The sequence below is a fragment of the Bradyrhizobium uaiense genome (genome assembly GCF_010811875.1).
GTDB lineage: Bacteria > Pseudomonadota > Alphaproteobacteria > Rhizobiales > Xanthobacteraceae > Bradyrhizobium > Bradyrhizobium uaiense.
Genome location: NZ_VKHP01000021.1, coordinates 41,457 through 58,607 on the forward strand (window position 1 = coordinate 41,457; position 17,151 = coordinate 58,607).

At 59.6% G+C, this 17,151-nt stretch carries 12 protein-coding genes and 2 pseudogenes; 7 read left to right on the forward strand and 7 right to left on the reverse strand.

Features of this window, described 5'->3' with window-relative positions:
• Positions 1-49: 49 nt before the first annotated feature.
• Entirely contained in the window at positions 50-1,081 is a 1,032-nt protein-coding gene (locus FNJ47_RS08195; RefSeq protein WP_163152418.1) for a glutathione S-transferase family protein, read from the reverse strand.
• Positions 1,082-1,112: 31 nt separating this feature from the next.
• A complete protein-coding gene (locus tag FNJ47_RS08200) occupies positions 1,113-1,892 on the reverse strand; it encodes an SDR family oxidoreductase (protein ID WP_163152420.1) in 780 nt (259 codons plus the stop codon).
• Between the two features lie 128 nt (positions 1,893-2,020).
• On the opposite strand from FNJ47_RS08200, the gene FNJ47_RS08205 reads away from it, so the two are divergent.
• Positions 2,021-2,923 carry a LysR family transcriptional regulator gene (locus tag FNJ47_RS08205; RefSeq protein WP_163152422.1) on the forward strand — a complete coding sequence of 301 codons (903 nt, stop codon included), beginning with the start codon at positions 2,021-2,023 and terminating at the stop codon, positions 2,921-2,923.
• 308 nt (positions 2,924-3,231) lie between these two features.
• Here the strand turns inward: FNJ47_RS08205 and FNJ47_RS53860 are convergent, their stop codons facing one another.
• Positions 3,232-3,498 carry an ABC transporter substrate-binding protein gene (locus tag FNJ47_RS53860; RefSeq protein WP_347341629.1) on the reverse strand — a complete coding sequence of 89 codons (267 nt, stop codon included), beginning with the start codon at positions 3,496-3,498 and terminating at the stop codon, positions 3,232-3,234.
• Between the two features lie 350 nt (positions 3,499-3,848).
• Between FNJ47_RS53860 and FNJ47_RS08210 the strand changes: the two genes are divergently transcribed.
• On the forward strand, positions 3,849-4,031 hold the full coding sequence (locus FNJ47_RS08210; RefSeq protein ID WP_163152424.1) for a hypothetical protein: 183 nt from the start codon (positions 3,849-3,851) through the stop codon (positions 4,029-4,031).
• A 460-nt stretch (positions 4,032-4,491) separates the two neighbouring features.
• Here the strand turns inward: FNJ47_RS08210 and FNJ47_RS54650 are convergent, their stop codons facing one another.
• Positions 4,492-4,713, reverse strand: coding sequence for a hypothetical protein (locus tag FNJ47_RS54650; protein ID WP_430649364.1), 222 nt, complete (start codon positions 4,711-4,713; stop codon positions 4,492-4,494).
• A pseudogene (locus tag FNJ47_RS08220) lies at positions 4,664-5,284 on the reverse strand (IS5 family transposase); the annotation flags it as partial. The pseudogene FNJ47_RS08220 and the gene FNJ47_RS54650, both read right to left, overlap by 50 nt.
• A 550-nt stretch (positions 5,285-5,834) precedes the next feature.
• On the opposite strand from FNJ47_RS08220, the gene ltrA reads away from it, so the two are divergent.
• The 4 genes from ltrA (at position 5,835) to FNJ47_RS08240 (ending at position 13,389) form a co-directional block, all read left to right on the forward strand.
• Entirely contained in the window at positions 5,835-7,289 is a 1,455-nt protein-coding gene (gene ltrA / locus FNJ47_RS08225; RefSeq protein ID WP_347341630.1) for a group II intron reverse transcriptase/maturase, read from the forward strand.
• Positions 7,290-7,425: 136 nt separating this feature from the next.
• On the forward strand, positions 7,426-9,321 hold the full coding sequence (locus FNJ47_RS08230) for an adenylate/guanylate cyclase domain-containing protein (RefSeq protein WP_163152426.1): 1,896 nt from the start codon (positions 7,426-7,428) through the stop codon (positions 9,319-9,321).
• Complete coding sequence (gene urtA, locus FNJ47_RS08235; RefSeq protein ID WP_163152428.1) at positions 9,318-10,619, forward strand: urea ABC transporter substrate-binding protein; 1,302 nt, start codon at positions 9,318-9,320, stop codon at positions 10,617-10,619. Before FNJ47_RS08230 ends, urtA begins: the two co-directional genes overlap by 4 nt.
• Positions 10,620-10,941: 322 nt before the next feature.
• Positions 10,942-13,389, forward strand: a complete 2,448-nt coding sequence (locus tag FNJ47_RS08240; protein WP_430649365.1) for an arylsulfatase — start codon at positions 10,942-10,944, stop codon at positions 13,387-13,389.
• A gap of 269 nt (positions 13,390-13,658) precedes the next feature.
• Here the strand turns inward: FNJ47_RS08240 and FNJ47_RS51105 are convergent.
• Both FNJ47_RS51105 and FNJ47_RS08255 read right to left on the reverse strand, forming a co-directional pair.
• Positions 13,659-15,083: pseudogene (locus tag FNJ47_RS51105) on the reverse strand (serine hydrolase domain-containing protein).
• A gap of 20 nt (positions 15,084-15,103) precedes the next feature.
• Positions 15,104-15,739: a tyrosine-type recombinase/integrase gene (locus FNJ47_RS08255; protein WP_163152435.1), complete on the reverse strand. Its 636-nt coding sequence runs from the start codon at positions 15,737-15,739 to the stop codon at positions 15,104-15,106.
• Positions 15,740-16,081: 342 nt separating this feature from the next.
• Here FNJ47_RS08255 and FNJ47_RS08260 point away from each other — a divergent pair, with 342 nt between their 5' ends.
• Complete coding sequence (locus FNJ47_RS08260) at positions 16,082-17,071, forward strand: formylglycine-generating enzyme family protein (protein WP_488226089.1); 990 nt, start codon at positions 16,082-16,084, stop codon at positions 17,069-17,071.
• Positions 17,072-17,151 lie beyond the last annotated feature (80 nt).

The window sequence follows — 17,151 nt, forward strand, 5'->3', positions numbered from 1 at the left end:
ATGGCGAAATGCCTCCCGAGAAGTCTGCTGGTGAACGATTGAAGGACGGTCAGACCGCCGACCGGGGCGAGGGGCGATGCCACGACCGCGGCGTGTCCGCAGCGGCGAGGTGCTCGCGCCCGTGCGGCGCGGTGAAATCAAGGAGAGGCCCGGCGGGCACGATTCCGGAGGGATTGATCGAGCGGTGGCTTTCATAATAGTGCCGCCTGATATGTTCGAAATTCACTGTCGCGGCGATTCCGGGCCATTGATAGATGTCGCGCGTGTAGGCCGAGAGATTGGGATAATCGGCGATGCGGCGGATGTTGCACTTGAAATGCCCGGCATAGACCGCATCGAAGCGGATCAGCGTCGTGAACAGGCGGATGTCGGCTTCGGTGAGGCCGCCGCCGAACAGAAACCTGCGGTCGGCAAGTCGCTGCTCCAGCCAATCCAGCGTGTCGAACAGCGGGATGACGGCTTCCTCGTATGCGGCTTGCGTGGTCGCGAAGCCGGCCTTGTAGACGCCGTTGTTCAGCGTGTCGTAGATGCGGGCGTTGACCGCGTCGATGTCGCCGCGCAGCGCTTCCGGGTAGTAGTCGCCGGACCTCGCGCCGATCGCGTCGAAGGCCGAGTTCAGCATGCGGATGATCTCGGACGATTCGTTGCTGACGATCGTGCGCGCGTGCTTGTCCCAGAGTAGGGGAACGGTGACGCGTCCGGTGTAGTAGGGATCGGCTGCACTGTAGATCTGATGCATGAACCGCGCATGGTAGACGGTATCCGGGACGACGCCTGGGCCGTCGGCGAAGGTCCAGCCGTTTTCGAGCATCAACCAATGCACCACCGAGACGGAGATCATGTCCTCGAGGCCCTTCAGCGAGCGCATGATCAGCGTGCGGTGCGCCCACGGACAGGCGAGGCTGACGTAGAGATGGTAGCGGCCGGCTTCGGCCTTGAAGCCGCCCACTCCGCTCGGGCCGGCGCTGCCGTCGGCCGTAATCCAGTTGCGGAAGGCTGCATCCTTGCGGATGAAGCGGCCACGCGTCGACTTGGTGTCGTACCAGGCGTCGCGCCATTGACCTTCAACCAGCAGTCCCATGTCAGCCTCCTTGTTGTCCTGCGCGGCCTGCTCAGGTGCGGGTGATGGAAAGGCCGCCATCGACCAGCGATGCGGTGCCGGTGACGAAGGCGGAATCGTCGGATGCCAGATAGAGCACCGAGCGCGCGACTTCCTCCGGCCGTCCCAGGCGCTTCAGGGCATGAAGGTTGGTGATGAACGCCGCCTTGTCGGGGGTGTCGTTCATCTCCCGGTACATGTCGGTTTCAATCGCGCCGGGCAGGATCGCGTTGACCCTGACATTCTGCGGGCCGAACTCGGCAGCCAGCGTCTGTGTCAGCCCGATCAGGCCCGACTTGCTCGCGGCGTAAGCTGCGACGCCGGGGAACGACGAACTGTGGCCGACGAAAGTCGAAGTGAAGATGACGGATCCGCCGCCGTGCTTGACCATCTCGGCGATCTGATGCTTGGCACCGAGAAACGAGCCGGTGAGATTGATGGCGATGGCATCATTCCAGCCAGCTTCCGAGACACCGGTCGACGCGCCGCCTTCGCCCAGCGTACCGGCATTGTTGAACGCGATGTCCAGCCTGCCGAAGCTCTTGACGGCCAGCGCGACCAGGTCGCGGGCGTAGGCTTCGGAGCGGACGTCGCCGGCGAGCGCCACAGCCGTGCCACCGCTGGCCTTGATTTCGGCGACGAGGCTTGCGAGCTCGGCTTCGCGCCGTGCGCCGACGACGACCTTGGCGCCTTCGGCGACGAAAAGCTTGGCCGTGGTGCGGCCGATACCGGAGCTTGCGCCGGTGACGATGGCGACCTTGTTGTGAAGACGTCCGGTTTGCTGCTGTGTCATGTCCGTTCTCCCTTGGTGGGCTGCGTCCATCGCGGCCCGATGGGTTGGTAAGTAGACCCATCAAGGAGTTGAAAGAAGGCACGGAAACTGGTTACATCATTCAGTTTTTATGAATGATTGGATGCGGCATGGACCGTTTGCGGGCTTTTGAGGTTTTCGCCACCGTCGTCGGCCAAGGCAGCTTCACCCGCGCCGCGGACAAGCTCGACACCTCGCCGGCCAATGTCACGCGGTATGTCAACGAACTCGAGCAGTCTCTCGGCGCCCGGCTGCTCAACCGCACCTCGCGGCGGCTGTCGACGACCGAGACGGGAAAGATGCTGTACGATCGGGCGCTTTCCATTCTCGACGACGTGGCCGAGGCCGAGGCGCTTGCATCCACAGCCGCGATCCAACCCCGCGGACGGCTGCGGGTCAACGCGCCGTTGAGTTTCGGCATCCTGCATTTGGCGCCGCTCTGGCCGCGCTTCTGCGCGCGCTACCCTGATATCGAGCTGGATATCAGCCTGGTGGATCGGGTCGTCGATCTGGTCGAAGAGGGCTACGATCTGGCCGTCCGTATTTCACGTGGCGGATCGTCTGCCCTTGTCAGCCGCAAGCTCGCGACCACGCGCCATCTGATCTGCGCTTCCCCCGACTATGTTGCACGTCACGGCACGCCGGCGAGTCCGGAGGATCTCAAGGATCATGCCTGCATCGCGTATACCTATTCGGATTCGGTTGATGATTGGCGAATGCTCGACGATGCGGGCGGGGAGCATATCGTTGCGGTGCGCCACATCATGCGCACGAACAACGGCGATACCGCCCGCGCAGCGGCCTTGGCTGGCCTTGGCGTTATCCGGCAGCCGACCTTCCTTGTGGGGGAGGATTTGCGGCGGAAGCGGCTGGTGCCGCTGTTGACCGGCTACCGCATGCCTGAGATCGACGTGCTCGCGGTCTATCCCAGCCGCCGCCACCTCAGCGCCAAGGCGCGCGTCATGGTCGATTTCCTCGCCGAGGCATTTCGCGGCAGGGCGCCCTGGGATTGAGGACGTGCGTCCCTCGAGCCGTACTGGGAGATGACGGATGATGCTTGCCAAACGGTTGCATGTATCGAGGATCGCGCAGTAGAGATCATCAGACACCTGCAAGATCGCAGTGTCATGGGCAAGATGTTGGTGGTGAAATAGGATGGCGACGTCTCCCTAGAGGGCGGCCCCCAATTTCCGACCGCGGTAACTGTCTGACCAAACCGCCGCCGTCGCATTTTGCGACAGCAGCCAAGTCAATGGAGAGGCAGACAACCGGTCTGCCAGCGGATTGTCAGTTGTTCTTCGACACGAACGAACACTTGCCGTCAGCAAGCGAGCGATATGCTTGGTCGCCGGGGAGGGTCCCAACTCTCTTGAAATAGTCCCACGGGTATTTCGATTCCTCTCGCGACTTTACCTCGAAGAGATACATGTCGCGGATAACACGGCCATCCTCGCGAAGGTATCCCGTTTGTCCCCGTCGGGTCGTCGACCTTGAGCTCCTTCATCTTGGCCATCACCGCCTGCATGTCCATGCTGCCTGCAGCCTTAATCGCCTTCAGGTAATGGTAGAGGCCCTCATAGGCATTCACGGCCCAAGGCCTCCGGAGCTTCTATCGCCCCGATCTTGTCGCAATCGAGAGAGTAGACGATGGCACTCGACTGCGAGAGCGGGCGAATCCACGTAGTTCTTTCGAGGGCCACACGCCCGCAACTCCTTGGGACGACCTGCAACTCGCATATTTCAGCGGCTACGCGATGTGGAATTATCTGAACACACCGTTCATGTTCGCCCTTCCCGGGTTCGTCACTGAAGAGATAGACCCTTGGAATGAGAACGGGGAATCGTGGCGGCGTCTCAAGGTGACGTTTCCGGAGTCGGTCCCGACACACTCTTCGGTTCAAGTGTTTCACGTCGGCAGGGACCGGATTTATTACGCGAATGGATTATTTCGCCGACGTGACCGGAGGAATCCCGACGGCCCACTATATGTCGGACTACCGCGATTTCGACGGCATCAAGGTTCCGACCAAACGTCGCGCCTATCGCCGCAACGAAGATAACACGCCCGTTGCCAACGCCCCGGGTGTATCGATCGATATCTCGGACGTTCAATTCTCGTAGACCAGCCGGGTTGCGTGCGTGCGCCCTAGATCCGAAAAGGTAGAAAGGGCTCTCACGTCGTATGGTAATGCCGAAGGGCTCGCTATTGCGTGCGCTCGACGACAAGGTGGGGAGGTTATTCGCTATGCCGTGGGTTGAGCCAGATAGCGGCGTGACGCGCCCGTTGTTGCCAGTAATTGTGCCGTGCCCGCAAACGGAGGCGGGGAGCATGAAGATGGAGCCGTGGCGAGCTTGTCCTCGCCCTGATGTCCATTCTGGTTGCCCTGCTTGTCCTGATATCCGATCTCTCACCTGATAGGACTTCGGAGGGAACGGCCGTCGAGCCGACTACTGTTCCGTCCATCGATTGAAGATGGCACTCGCAGTCATCCCGCCGAAGCGCGTTGGAGCCGGCATGCTCCATCGCCAGGCTCTTGGCATCATCGGTGACCGGATCGATGCCCTCGGTTCTGGATCAGGGTTATCGAGAGTTAGTGTCAGGCGCCATCTGAACGCGAGGAGCGAGAATCGTGGAGATTGCCTCAGCGCCGCTGGCCGCTCCAAGCAAATGACCCGTTGCGGACTTGGTCGCGCTTACCTCGATGCTGCCATTGGTCCCGAATACAGACCTGACGGCTCTTACGGCCGCTAGGGTTGCGAGCGCGGTAGAGATAGGGGCTGAAGCAGATCGGATCGCTGCGATTGCTTTTCGGCGGGATGTTGGCCCATGCGCCCTTCTTCATGGTAAGCTCTCTGATCCAGTCGGCGTCATAGCCACGGTCGGCAAGCAGCATTGACCCGGATTTCAGACGAGACAGCAGTTTTCCGGCAAGCTGGACGTCATGGGCCTCACCCGGGCTAAGCGCCGGCCGCACGGGCAGACCATTGCTATCGACTACCGCATGAATTTTGGTCGTTAGACCACCGCGTGACCGGCCCATCGATTGGCGCCCGTTCCTTGTGATGCAGGCCCCGTGCTGATGCACGCGGACAATGGAGGTGTCTATCATCTGAACAGCGGCGTCATGGGCAGCGGCAAGCGCATCAATGATGCGGCCGCAAACGCCAGCCCGCCGCCAACAAACGAAGCGCTTGTAGCAGGTGGTGTACGGACCAAACATATCGGGAAGATCACGCCAAGGTGCTCCAGAGCGCAAGACCCAGAAGATGCCATTGAGGACACGACGGTCGTTCACCCGAGGAACTCCACGCGGCTTGTTCGGCAGCATGGGCTTGATGGCAATCCATTCATGATCGGCGAGTTCGTAGCGCATGATTCGAGCCCCCAGTTTGGAAGCTTGAATCACAGTGATCTGGTCCGCCGCAACGCTTCGAGGCAGGCGCCAGTTGGGCGCTTACGGGCAGCAGCGGACATCAGCCCGCCGACAATCCCTGTTGAAACGGTCGAAAATGACCCTGAACGGAGTGCGCCAGTTCGCTGGCAAAGAATAGGAGGTGCAAGTCCCCCACGGGGAAGATCTAGCCAACCACCCCGACCCCGAGTGATGCGCGGCGTCCCGCGAGGGGCGACGTGAAGCGTTCACAGGGGAGACCACGGGCCAAGTATTGAGCTGCGAAACGGGTCCAATTTCGAGGTGCCGATCTCGTTCCGTTGAAGAGAAGGCAACATCGTCCCATGGCGTAGTGGCTTGCATGGGAAGAACCTCGCGCAGTCGGAGACCTTGTGCACGTGGAGAAGTTCTTCGCACGGAAACTGGGAGATCTCATCCGTGTCCGGAGAGGCACGCCGGACCGGTTCATGAAGGCGACAGCCGAACGATGAGCACGTACGCGGATGAGAAGTCGGACGAGGGAGTATTACCGATGAAGCGGCCGAACAAAGAGGGTGCGCCCTCAGCGAAGGCCGTGGAGGAAAGGACCTCGCCCGAGGGGAACGGCGGCCAGACGACCGCGGCCCGGACACAGCGCCGGGGTACCGCGTCGAACGGGCTTGCCGCCGTGCGCCAAGCGGCGCGACAGAGCAAGAGTGTGCGGTTCACCGCACTGCTGCATCACATCACCGTCGACCTCCTGGAGCAGAGTTACTGCGCACTTGAGCAAGACTCGGCGCCAGGCATCAACGGCGTGACGTGGCAGGCCTACGGAGAAAACCTCGAAGAGAAACTGACGGATCTGCACGACCGCATACACAAGGGTAGCTACCGCGCCCGCCCGGCCCGACGGACCTACATCCCGAAGGCGGATGGATCTCAGCGGCCGCTCGCCATCTTGTGTGTCGAGGACAAGATCGTCCAGCAGGCGGTCGCGACAGTTCTGGAAGCCATCTACGAGGAAGACTTCGTCGGTTTTTCCTATGGATTTCGACCGGGGCGCGGTCAGCACGATGCGCTGGACGCTCTTCACGTCGGCATTCTCAGGAAGCAAGTGAACTGGGTGCTCGATGCGGATATCCGGGGCTTTTACGATGCCATGGCCCACGCGTGGATCATCCGTTTCCTCGAGCACCGTATCGCGGACAAGCGCATCCTGCGCCTGATTGCAAAGTGGCTCAAGGTCGGCATCATTGAGGATGGACGCGTGACGCGCAGTCAGTGCGGCGCCCCGCAAGGGGCGGTGATTTCACCGATCCTTGCCAACGCTTACCTGCACTACGCGTACGATCTGTGGGTCCTCAGATGGCGCCAGACCAAAGCGACCGGCGACATGATCGTCGTGCGCTTTGCCGATGATACGATCGTTGGCTTTGAGCACGAGCATGAGGCGAAGGCCTTTCTGCAGGACCTGCACGAAAGACTGCGCTCGTTCGAACTGGCGTTGCACCCGGACAAGACCCGGCTGATCCGCTTCGGTCGTCACGCGGCCAAGCAACGTGAGAGAAGTGGAGAAGGGAAGCCCGAAACGTTCGATTTCTTGGGCTTCACCCACTTCTGCACGCGATCACGCAAGTGGGGCTCTTTCGTCATCGGGCGCAAGACGATCAAGAAGCGCATGCGAGCCAAGCTCAAGGCGATCAAGATGGAGTTGCGCAAGCGTATGCACGACCCCGTCACGCAAACCGGAGCCTGGGTGAAGCAGATGCTGCAAGGGCATCTGAACTACTTTGCCGTCTCGGGTAACCACCCGAGCACGTGGTGGTTCTGCAATCAGGTGCGGTGGCTCTGGCTGAAGACGCTTCGGCGACGGAGTCAGAAGGCCGATCTCTCCTGGGAGCGCTTCATCCGCCTCGTCGAACGCTTCTTTCCGCCAATTAAGACACTACACCCGCTGCCCTGTCACCGTTTCGACGCCAAAACCCGAGGGAGGAGCCCGGTGCGTTAGCAGCGCTCGCCGGGATCTGGGCGGGGGGCGAGGAGCAATCCTCGTCCCTACCGCGACCATCCTTTGATCTAGATCAACCCGAAATTGAGCCCTCCCGTTTCTGTATGCCTCGGGACGTCCTGAAAGGCGCGGCAAGATGTTCACATTCCGAACATCGATAACCTTCGCTGTGATGGCATTCATTGCCGCGCTGGCTGGACTCTTGATCTTCATTCAGTTCTGGACCCTACGTCTGGCCGCCGAGGAAGCAGCGTCCGCCCGCATGGATGCGGCCAGCGCAGAGACGCTGGGGCGCCTTCAGAATGAAATCTCCAAAATCACGTCACTTGTTCACGTGCTGTCGAGCAGTTCAAGCGTCGCTGATTCAGAGGAAAGATCGGAAATCGGCCGCGCAATTCCACTGTTCAAGACCGCTCTCCTCGAAGTGCCCAAAATGGACTCAATCTATGTCGGCTACGACAATGGAGCCTGGTTGCAGGTGCGGCCTTTGAACCAACTGAATGGGGAGGAACAGGCGAAGCTAAGGGCGCCGCTGGGCGCTTCCGTTAGCGTTAGCATAATCCGTCCTACCTCATCCGGCGCCTTGTCCATGCGACGAATCTTCGAAGACCCGCAAGGCAACGAGCTCGAGCAGCTCGATCTGTGGAAATACGGTTACGACCCACGTAACCGGTTTTGGTACATTGACGTGATCAAGGCCGACCGGGTCGTCATATCGTCGCCCTACGTTGCATTCAGCATCGGCGCACCCGTGATCACCGTGAGCGCGCCGTTGCGGGGGAAAGTGCGCGGCGTCATCGCGGCCGACCTCAAGCTCGACGATTTCAGCGATTTCGTCTATGCACAACGGCCAGGGGAGCACGGAACAGCCCTGATTTTTGATCAGGCCGGAATGCTTATTGCTCATCCCGATTTTGCGCAATTCGTCGCAAATGCGATGACGCATCCCTCGCACCCGCAGCTTTTCAACCTCAAGGAAATGGACGGTGGACTGGCCGCGTCGATCCTGAAAGCGTGGAATGGCGACGGCCAGTACGATGGAAGTATTCGCGAGCGAGGGCTCGATTTTCTTTTCCGGCTGAGGAAATTCAAGCTGGGTGAGCAGTTTAGCGTCAACGTTCTGATGATCGCGCAGCAAGATGATTTCGTAAAGGATATCCAGAAGTTGCAGCGCGTCGGGCTAATCATCGCGGTGGCCGCTTGCGCTGCCTTCGTGCCAGCTGTTTGGTTTTTCGGGAGCAAGATATCACGTTCTTTGAAAACCATTACGGTCCAAGCCGGCAAGCTCCAGACGCTGCGTGCCCCCGACAGCTCACCAGTCGGTTCATACATTAAGGAGGTTCAAGAGCTCGGCCTCACCGTGAGCCTGGCGCAGCGCGCAATCTGGTCGTTCTCGCGATTTGTCCCCAAGGAGCTCGTCAGGCGCGTCGTCGACAATTCAATCTCCAGTGAACTTGGCGGCGTCAGGCAAGAAATCACCGCCCTCTTCACCGACGTTCGCGGCTTCACGACCATTGCTGAATCGTCGGACCCCGATGCTCTCATGCACCAGACATCCCGCTATTTCACAGTGTTAACGGAGGCCTTTCTTGCCGAGGCCGGGACGGTTGACAAGTTCATCGGCGATGCGGTGATGGTTTTCTGGAACGCCCCAAATCCACAGCCCGATCACGTCGAGCGCGCTTGTCGGGCAGCTCTTGCAGGCAAGATTGCCAGCGAACAGCTTAACGCCCAATTCGAATCCGAAGGCCTACAGCCGTTTTTCACGCGGTTCGGCATTCATGTCGGCGAGGCCGTGGTCGGCAACCTCGGCTCGGCCGAACGGATGAACTACACGGCCCTTGGAAGCACAGTGAATCTGGCCGCCCGCCTCGAAGGCCTGAACAAGGAACATGGAACCGTTATCCTCGCCAGTGAGGACGTTTACTCTCGAGCCCGGTATTGCTTCCGGTTCAAGGAGATCGGTTCGGTCATTGCCAAAGGCATGACCAAGGCAACCCTCATTTACGAACTCATTGAGGCAGGGGCATGAAGACCTCGTCGTCGACAGCGCCCCGTCGCCGGCTCCGATGGGGATTGCTTTTGTTGCTCCTGCTGTTCGCCGCTCCTGTAGCTGGCGCAGACGACAACACGATTCGGGTCGGCATTCTTCATTCGCTTACCGGCACCATGGCCATCAGCGAGTCGGTGCTCAAGGACACGGTTCTCATGCTGATTGACGATCAGAACCGGAGGGGTGGTTTGCTCGGGCGGAAACTCGTGCCGATTGTTGTCGATCCCGCCTCCGACTGGGATCTCTTCGCCGAAAAGGCCCGGGATCTGCTCACGAAAGAAAAGGTCGCAGTCGTGTTCGGCTGTTGGACCTCGGTATCACGCAAGTCCGTCCTCCCGGTCTTCGAGCAAATGAACGGCCTGCTCTATTATCCGGTCCAGTACGAGGGTGAGGAAAGCTCCCGCAACATCTTCTACACGGGAGCCGCGCCCAATCAGCAAGCGATCCCGGCCGCTCGATACCTGATGAGCAGGGAGGGCGGCGATGTTCGTAGGTGGGTTCTTCTCGGCACCGACTATGTCTATCCGCGCACGACCAACCGGATATTAGAAGCCTATCTCGCCTCAGAGGGCGTTTCGCAGAAAGACATCATGACGATCTACACGCCATTCGGCTACTCCGACTGGCGTGAGATTATTGAGCGCATCAAGAAGTTCCGAACCGAGGGGAAGAAGACCGCGGTCATTTCAACCATCAATGGGGATGCCAATACATATTTCTACAAGGAGCTGGCAGCGCAAAAGGTGGACGCCAATTCCATTCCGGTCATGGCATTCTCTGTCGGCGAGCGCGAGCTACTGGGCATGGACGCGAAGTCCTTGGCCGGCCACCTAGCGGCCTGGAATTACTTCCATTCAGTCGAGTCACCCGAAAATGACGCATTCATCAAAATGTGGAAGGAGTTCACCGGAGGCAAGGATGAAACGACCAATGACCCGATGGAGGCCACCTTCGTCGGCTTCAGGATGTGGGCGCAGGCTGTGGCGCAAGCGGGCACGACAGACGTCGATTCGGTTCGACAGGCCATGTACGGGCAAAGGGTAAAGGCGCCAAGCGGCTTTGAAGAGGTTATGAACGCCAACCACCACCTTTCGAAACCGATCATGATTGGCAAGATCGACGCCGCCGGGAAGTTCGAGGTCATTTGGCGATCGATCAATCCGGTCAGGGCCGACGCCTGGAGCAAGCACATTCCCGACAGCGCCAAGCGTACCGCCGATTGGACTTTTCCTTGGGTGTGCGGAGGGTGCATCGAACCGACCTTCAAAGAGTGGTGAGGGTTCGTTGCTCCGGTCGATTGATCGGACTGTATGCGAGCGCTACCCCCAACCGATGTCTCCAATTGGCCCATCTGTGAAATGCGCCTCGGCGGTCGGAAGTCCGCTCATTGAGCCAGAGCGGACCAGATTTGCTCAACCTGAGTTCTTCGCGTTTCGACCCGAAGCGGAATAGCTTGATCTATATCAATCCTTGCCCATGTCGATCTGTCTGGAATGCAGGTCCGCGAACGTGCTTGCGGCCCACCTGCGTTCAAGGACCTCGCTGACACAAGCCATACAGTTGCTGCACAGAAGGAGGCGAATCGTGAACACGTCCGCGCTGTTGCTCTCTGCCGCCACGCTAACGATACTCACAACGGTACCGACTTTGGCACAACAAACCACCGGCACGCCGGGATCTCCCGGCGCGACAACGACGATCGACGGAAAATATCTTCCGCCGCCGCCGCCGAAGTTCGGCGGCGAGATCAACCTGCAAGCCGACCAGTCCAAGCCGTATTGGCAGCCGCAGGTGGTCCCGCCGAAGGGCGCGCCGAACGTGCTGCTAATCATGACCGACGATCAGGGGTACGGCGTTTCGGGCACGTTCGGTGGCGTGATCCCAACGCCGGCGATGGACCGAATCGCCAATGCGGGCCTGCGCTATACGCAGATACACTCGACTTCGCTGTGCTCACCGTCGCGGGCGGCGTTGATCACCGGGCGCAATCACCACTCGGTCGGATTCGGTATCATTTCCGAGCAGTCCACCGGTTATCCCGGCTACGATTCCGTCATCGGGCCGGACAACGCCACCATCGGCAACATTCTCAAGCAGAACGGTTATGCAACATCCTGGTTCGGCAAGAACCACAATACGCCGAGCTACCAGATCAGCGCCGCCGGCCCGTTCGAACAATGGCCGAGCGGTATGGGCTTCGATTACTTCTACGGCTTCATGGGCGGCGAAACCGACCAGTGGAATCCTTGGCTGTACCAGAACACGACGCAGATTTTCCCCTTTACTGGAAAGCCTGACTACAACCTCATCACCGATATGGCGGATGAGGCAATCAGCCATATGCGGAAGCTCAACGCGAGTGCCCCCGACAAGCCATTCCTCGTCTACTACGTCCCCGGCGGCAGCCACTCGCCTCATCAGCCGAAGAAGGAGTGGAGCGACAAGTTCAAGGGCAAGTTCGACATGGGCTGGAACGCCATGCGCGAGCAGATTTTTGCCAACCAGAAGCGGCTCGGGGTCATTCCGGCAAATGCACAGCTCACTCCCTGGCCGGACGAACTGCCAAAATGGGACACGCTCTCAGCCGACGAGAAGAAGCTGTTCGCGCGCCAGGCGGAGGTGTTTGCCGGTTACACGGCCTACACGGACCATGAAATCGGCCGCGTCATCCAGGCAGTCGAGGATATGGGCAAGCTCGACAACACGCTGATCATCTACATCAGCGGCGACAACGGCACGAGCGCGGAAGGCACGACGCGCGGGACGTTCAACCAGTACACCGCCTACAACGGCATCCTCGATCTGCCGATCGCCGAACAGATGAAGCACTACGATGCGTGGGGCTCGGCCACGACCTATCCGCACATGTCGGTGGCGTGGTCGTGGGCGTTCGATACGCCGTTCAAGTGGACCAAGCAGGTGGCGTCACACTTCGGCGGAACCCGGCAGGGCATGGCGATATCCTGGCCGGCTCGCATCAAGGATGCCGGCGGCATCCGTACGCAGTTCCACCACTTTATCGATATCGTGCCGACCATTCTCGAAGCAGCGGGGATACCGGCTCCGTTGATGGTCAACGGCATCGCGCAAAAGCCGATTGAAGGTGTGAGCATGGCCTACACCTTCGACAAGGCGAACGCCAACGCGCCGTCGACGCGCACGACACAGTATTTCGAGATGTTCGCGAACCGCGCGCTCTACCACGACGGCTGGATCGCCACGACGACACCGCCTGCGCCGCCCTGGCTCCTTGGCACGGTGAAGCTGCCTACAGACATCGTCAATGGCTACAAATGGGAGCTTTACAATCTAACGGAGGACTACTCCGAGTACAACGATCTTGCCGCCACGAGGCCGGACAAGCTGCGCGAGTTGCAGGAGCTTTTCCTGGTGGAAGCGACGAAGTACAACGTGCTCCCGCTCGACAACTCAGTCCTCCAGCGTGTTGTCACGCCAAGGCCAAGCGCGACGGCAGGACGGAGCACCTTCGACTACTCCGGGGAGCTATCCGGCGTGCCCTACAGCGACGCACCCGACATCCTGAACAAGTCCTATACCATCACCGCTGAAGTGGACGTTCCGCAGAACGGCGGCGATGGGATGATCGTCACAATGGGAGGCCGTTTCGGCGGCTATGGCCTGTATCTGCTCAAGGGCAAGCCCGTCTTCACCTACAACTTCCTCGATCTTGAACGCTTCCGCTGGGAAGGTCAGCAGGCGCTCACGCCGGGCAAGCACATCATCGCTTTCGACTTCAAATACGATGGCCCCGGCTTCGGCAAAGGCGGAACCGGCGTTCTCAAGGTGGATGACAAGGACGTTGCCACTAACACGTTGCTGCACACAGCCCCATTCCTCCTCACAATCGATGAAACGTTCGACGTGGGCGTCGATAGCCGCACGTCCGTCGACGACAAGGACTACCAGTTGCCGTTCCGCCTCGAAGGCAAGCTCAACAAGCTCACTTTCAAGCTCGGACCGGTGCAGCTTACGGCTGACGAGCAGCGGGCGATCCAGCACGCCCGCGCCAGCGCGACGCATAACTGACCTGGGTGTCGGGGCGGGCGTCCTTTCATCGGATGCCCGTCCCCCATTGATGCTGTGGACGGCTCCTTCACCGGGCGCAAGTGCCACCTGGCGAGAAAGCGGTCAGCGGTTGCGATCGCCGACGAGCTCCCTTTTTGGCCCATCGCGTCGGTTGGCGCGGTGCAGCGACGGGTCCGGAGTTGAGGTAAGGTCGGAAGTGGCAGGCCGACCGTCAAAGTGAAGCGATTGACCCGAAGCGGTCGATCTGTCGAGTTTGTCCCGAGCTATTGTCAGCCTAGCTGATCGACCAGTGCCGACCATAGGACCCATGGCTCGTCTCGATGTACCGGCTCCTCAATTGCAGTGTGCACCATGACAACCTTTGAGGTCGGATCAACGCAAATATACTGACCCTTGTATCCTAACAACGCGAACTGTCGCCTCTCACCGGGAAACAGCCACAAGAGATAACCGTAGCCAAATCTCTTCGTCGCCGCGCCCGGTTGCAGATAGCCATCCGAAGCTCGAACGGTCGTTGCATCGATCATCCATTGCGCCGGAACGATCTGCTTGCCATCCCATGCGCCATCATGCGCCAGCAAACGCCCAAGCCGGGCGTAATCGCGCAGAACGGCATTGAAGCCGAAGTGCCCCAGTTCAAATCTTCAAATCCTTCTGAGTCAATCAACCAATTGGCATCCGCTTCCGCGCCGGATCGGCTCCCATACTTTCTCGCGCAGATAGTCGGACGCTGACTTGTTGACAGCACTCTGAAGCACCATGCCGAGCACGTCGGCTTCTACGCTGGCGTAGTAAAATCTCGTTCCCGATGGAGCGATACGCTGATTGAATTGCACGATGCTCTTAACCGTGCCCATCTTCCATTCCGGGAACGCTATCCCCATGCCGTTCCACAGGCGATTGAGGTCGCGTCCTCCGTCTCTCGTTTCACCGAAATCGACGCCTGAGGACATGTGCAGCAGATCGCGGATTGGCGTCCTGCCGTACTCGGTGCCCATAAAGCCCGGCACATAAGTTTCGGGGATATCATCGACCGACTTAATCGCACCCTCGGAGATGGCGATCCCGATCAACAGGCCGGTTATTGACTTGACCATCGACTGGGATACGAACCGATCTTGATCAGTTCGCGCGTACTGATAGCGCTCGAAGATAATCTGGTCGTCCTTGGCGATCAGTAGGCCAGTGACCGGATTGCGCGACATGTAGTCGAGGGGCGAAAACTTGCTTCCCTGAAAATTGTAGTAAACTTCTGCCCTTGAGCATTTGAACTTCCAAGGCGTCACAGCTCGCTCGATGAACCGTGTTGGATAGATACGATCGATATGGGTGAATGCGCCGACACGGTATCTTGGCTCCCAAGGGTCGCCTTGCCTCCGCGCCTCCGTAATGTCGGGAAGAGGATAGCCATCTTTTGCGCCGTAAAGCTCGGCGTTTGGACCTGTTGTGGAGAAAATCGGACCGGCGCAGTCTTGCGTCTCGCGGGGGGAAACTGGTTCCGCGGTTGCGGGGATGGGGCCGCCCAACGCACAGGCGACTGTAGCAGCCGGCGATGAAACAGCCTTACGACGGAAAATTGCTGCGCCGACATGTAGTCCCCCAAGGGTCCTGTAAGTAGAGACCAAATTGAGCGGAAACTTCAAGGAGTATGTCTTTTGTTGTCCCGAAGGTGCCAAAAGCAACGGGCAGAGCATGTCCGCTCCGCCCGGTTATTTCAGACGTCAATCTGTTCCGCTATGGCGAGCGCGTCGTCGACCTCAATGCCCAAATATCTAACGGTGCTCTCGATTTTTGTGTGGCCCAACAAGAGCTGCAGGGCTCGCAAGTTGCCGGTCCTTCGATAGATCAGGGTCGCCTTCGTTCGGCGCAGGGAGTGTGTTCCGAACAGGTGCGGATCGAGCCCAACACTGGTAACCCAATCGGACAACAACCGTGCGTACTGCCGAGTGGTTAGACTGGAACTTGGGCCCCGCCGGCCTACGAACAGATAGTCTCCCGGCCTCTTACTTGCCGCCTTCATGTAGTCGTCGATCGCTTGTCGCGTTGTCTCGGTCAGTTCGAACTTGACCGGCCGACCAGTCTTCTTTTGGCGAACGGAGGCCCGGTCCGCTGCATAACCCCCGGGCGCGACGTCGTCGACCTTGAGTGCCACGACGTCGCAGCCGCGGAGCTTGCTATCGATGGCGAGATTGAAAAGAGCAAGATCCCGGACCCGACCTTCGACTTGCAGTTTCATCCGGATGGACCAGACGTGCTTCGGACGCAGTGGCGGCTTTGCTCCCACGACCTTTCCCTTATTCCAAGGGACGCGCTTGGAGATGTTCTCGATGGTGCTCAGCACTTCGGTCATCGTGACCTCCTCAGTTAGTGAGGCCGGCCAGTTTCACCCCGGTAACCCTCTGAAAATAAGGTCAGCTTTCGGACGACTGCGGCCGAATCCGTTCGACGTCGAGCGCTCAAACGGCGCATCTTGACCCGAAGGCGACATGGGCCGGCACGATCCAATTCCGCGAACCTGCCCTGAGGTTTGCCGGAAGTGCATAGAACCTGGAGGACGCTTCGACTACTCTCCACCGGACGGGCTTCTGGCTATTGTAAGTCACCTTGGGGAGGAACCGGTGAGCAAGACACTCGCATCGCTGACAACCGGGTAGGTGCTTGTGTGTCGAGTTCAGTCGAACGCCCACCTGGATTGAGAAGTGCTGCACCGTCTCTTGCAGACATGGTGCTCATTCCCGGGGGCACATTCCTCATGGGGTCGGATCGGCATTACCCGGACGAAGCACCAGCTCATCGCGTTACTGTCGGCGACTTTTGGGTAGACCCGACCCCGGTAACGAATCAGCAGTTCAAGAACTTCGTCAAGTCTACGGGTCACGTTACATTCGCCGAGGCGGTTCCCGATCCAAAAGACTATCCAGGTGGCTTGCCGCATTTGCTCTTCGCCGGTTCGCTCGTGTTTACGCCGCCTGCTCGTATCACCAACCTTCAGGATTGGAGTCAGTGGTGGACTCTATTGAAGGGTGCAGACTGGCGGCATCCCTATGGGCCCAAGAGCAATATCAATAATCTCGATCATCATCCCGTCGTGCATGTGACGTTCGCCGATGCCCTGGCCTACGCAGTGTGGGCAGGCAAGGACCTGCCGACGGAGGCTGAATGGGAATATGCGGCGCGCGGCGGCGGTGCCGATGGCGCCGAGTTTGCTTGGGGAGACGAGTTCACGCCGGGCGGCAAGCACATGGCCAATACCTGGCAGGGCGAGTTCCCCCGGCAAAACCTTTGCGCCGACGGTTTCGAACGCACCTCGCCAGTGACGGCGTTTCCTCCGAATGGCTATGGCGTCTACGATATGATCGGCAATGTCTGGGAGTGGACCACTGACTGGTACGCGCCGAAGCATGAAGCCGATGCCCGCAAAGCCTGCTGTATCCCGGAAAATCCCCGTGGCGGGTGCGAAGAGACGAGCTACGATCCTTATCTGCCCGACATCAAAATCCCGCGCAAAGTAATCAAAGGTGGCTCGCATCTGTGCGCGCCGAATTACTGCCGCCGCTACCGCCCGGCCGCGCGTCATGCGGAACCGGTGGATACGTCAACGAGCCATGTTGGTTTCCGATGTGTAATCAGAAGTGGGAGCGAAGAATGTCCAATGATGAAAACGGATGCAAGCCGGATCTGAAGAAGACCGCACTCAACCGCCGCAACACGATGCGGCGCGGCACGAGCATTGCCGCTGCCGGGGCGCTGCGTGTGGCCGCG